Raw genomic sequence first — 610 nt, forward strand, 5'->3', positions numbered from 1 at the left:
GCAATTTCTTGCGCGTTGGCATCCTTCTTTGAAATGAACTGCAATAATATCAAGACCTCTGCCTGCAGTTCTATACCTTTCAAATGACCACTTTCAGAGAGTTTTCCTAGCGTCCATAGACTATTGGCAATATGTTGCGCGTGGGAATCTTGCTTTGAAACGAACTGTTGCAATAACATCAAAACGGTTTCTTTCAGTTCTATACCTTTCAAATGACCGCTTTCAGAGAGTTTTGCTAGCGCCCATAGACTATTGGCAATTTCTTGCGCGTGGGCATCTTTCTTTGAAACGAGCTGTTGCAATAACCTCAAAACCGTTTCTTTCAGTTCTACACCATTCAAATGACCGCTTTCAGAGAGTTTTCCTAGCGCCCATAGAGTGTTGGCAAGACCTTGCGCGTTGGCATCTTGTTTTAAAAGGAGCTGTTGCAATAACCTCAAAAGCACTTCTTCCAGTGCTACACCATTCAAATGGCCGCTTTCAGCGAGCTTTCCTAGCGCCCATAGGCTATTGGCAGTATGTTGTGCGTGGGCATCTTTCTTTGAAACAAGCTGTTGCAATAATATCAAAACCTCTTCTTTCAGTTCTACGCCATTCAAATGGCCGCTTT

The 610-nt window shown here is 43.3% G+C and carries 1 pseudogene; it reads right to left on the reverse strand.

What is annotated here, in order from left to right:
• Nucleotides 1–610 (reverse strand): annotated as a pseudogene (locus tag E1O47_RS12360) (hypothetical protein); the annotation flags it as partial.

It is taken from the genome of Legionella yabuuchiae (assembly GCF_900640115.1).
GTDB lineage: Bacteria > Pseudomonadota > Gammaproteobacteria > Legionellales > Legionellaceae > Legionella_A > Legionella_A yabuuchiae.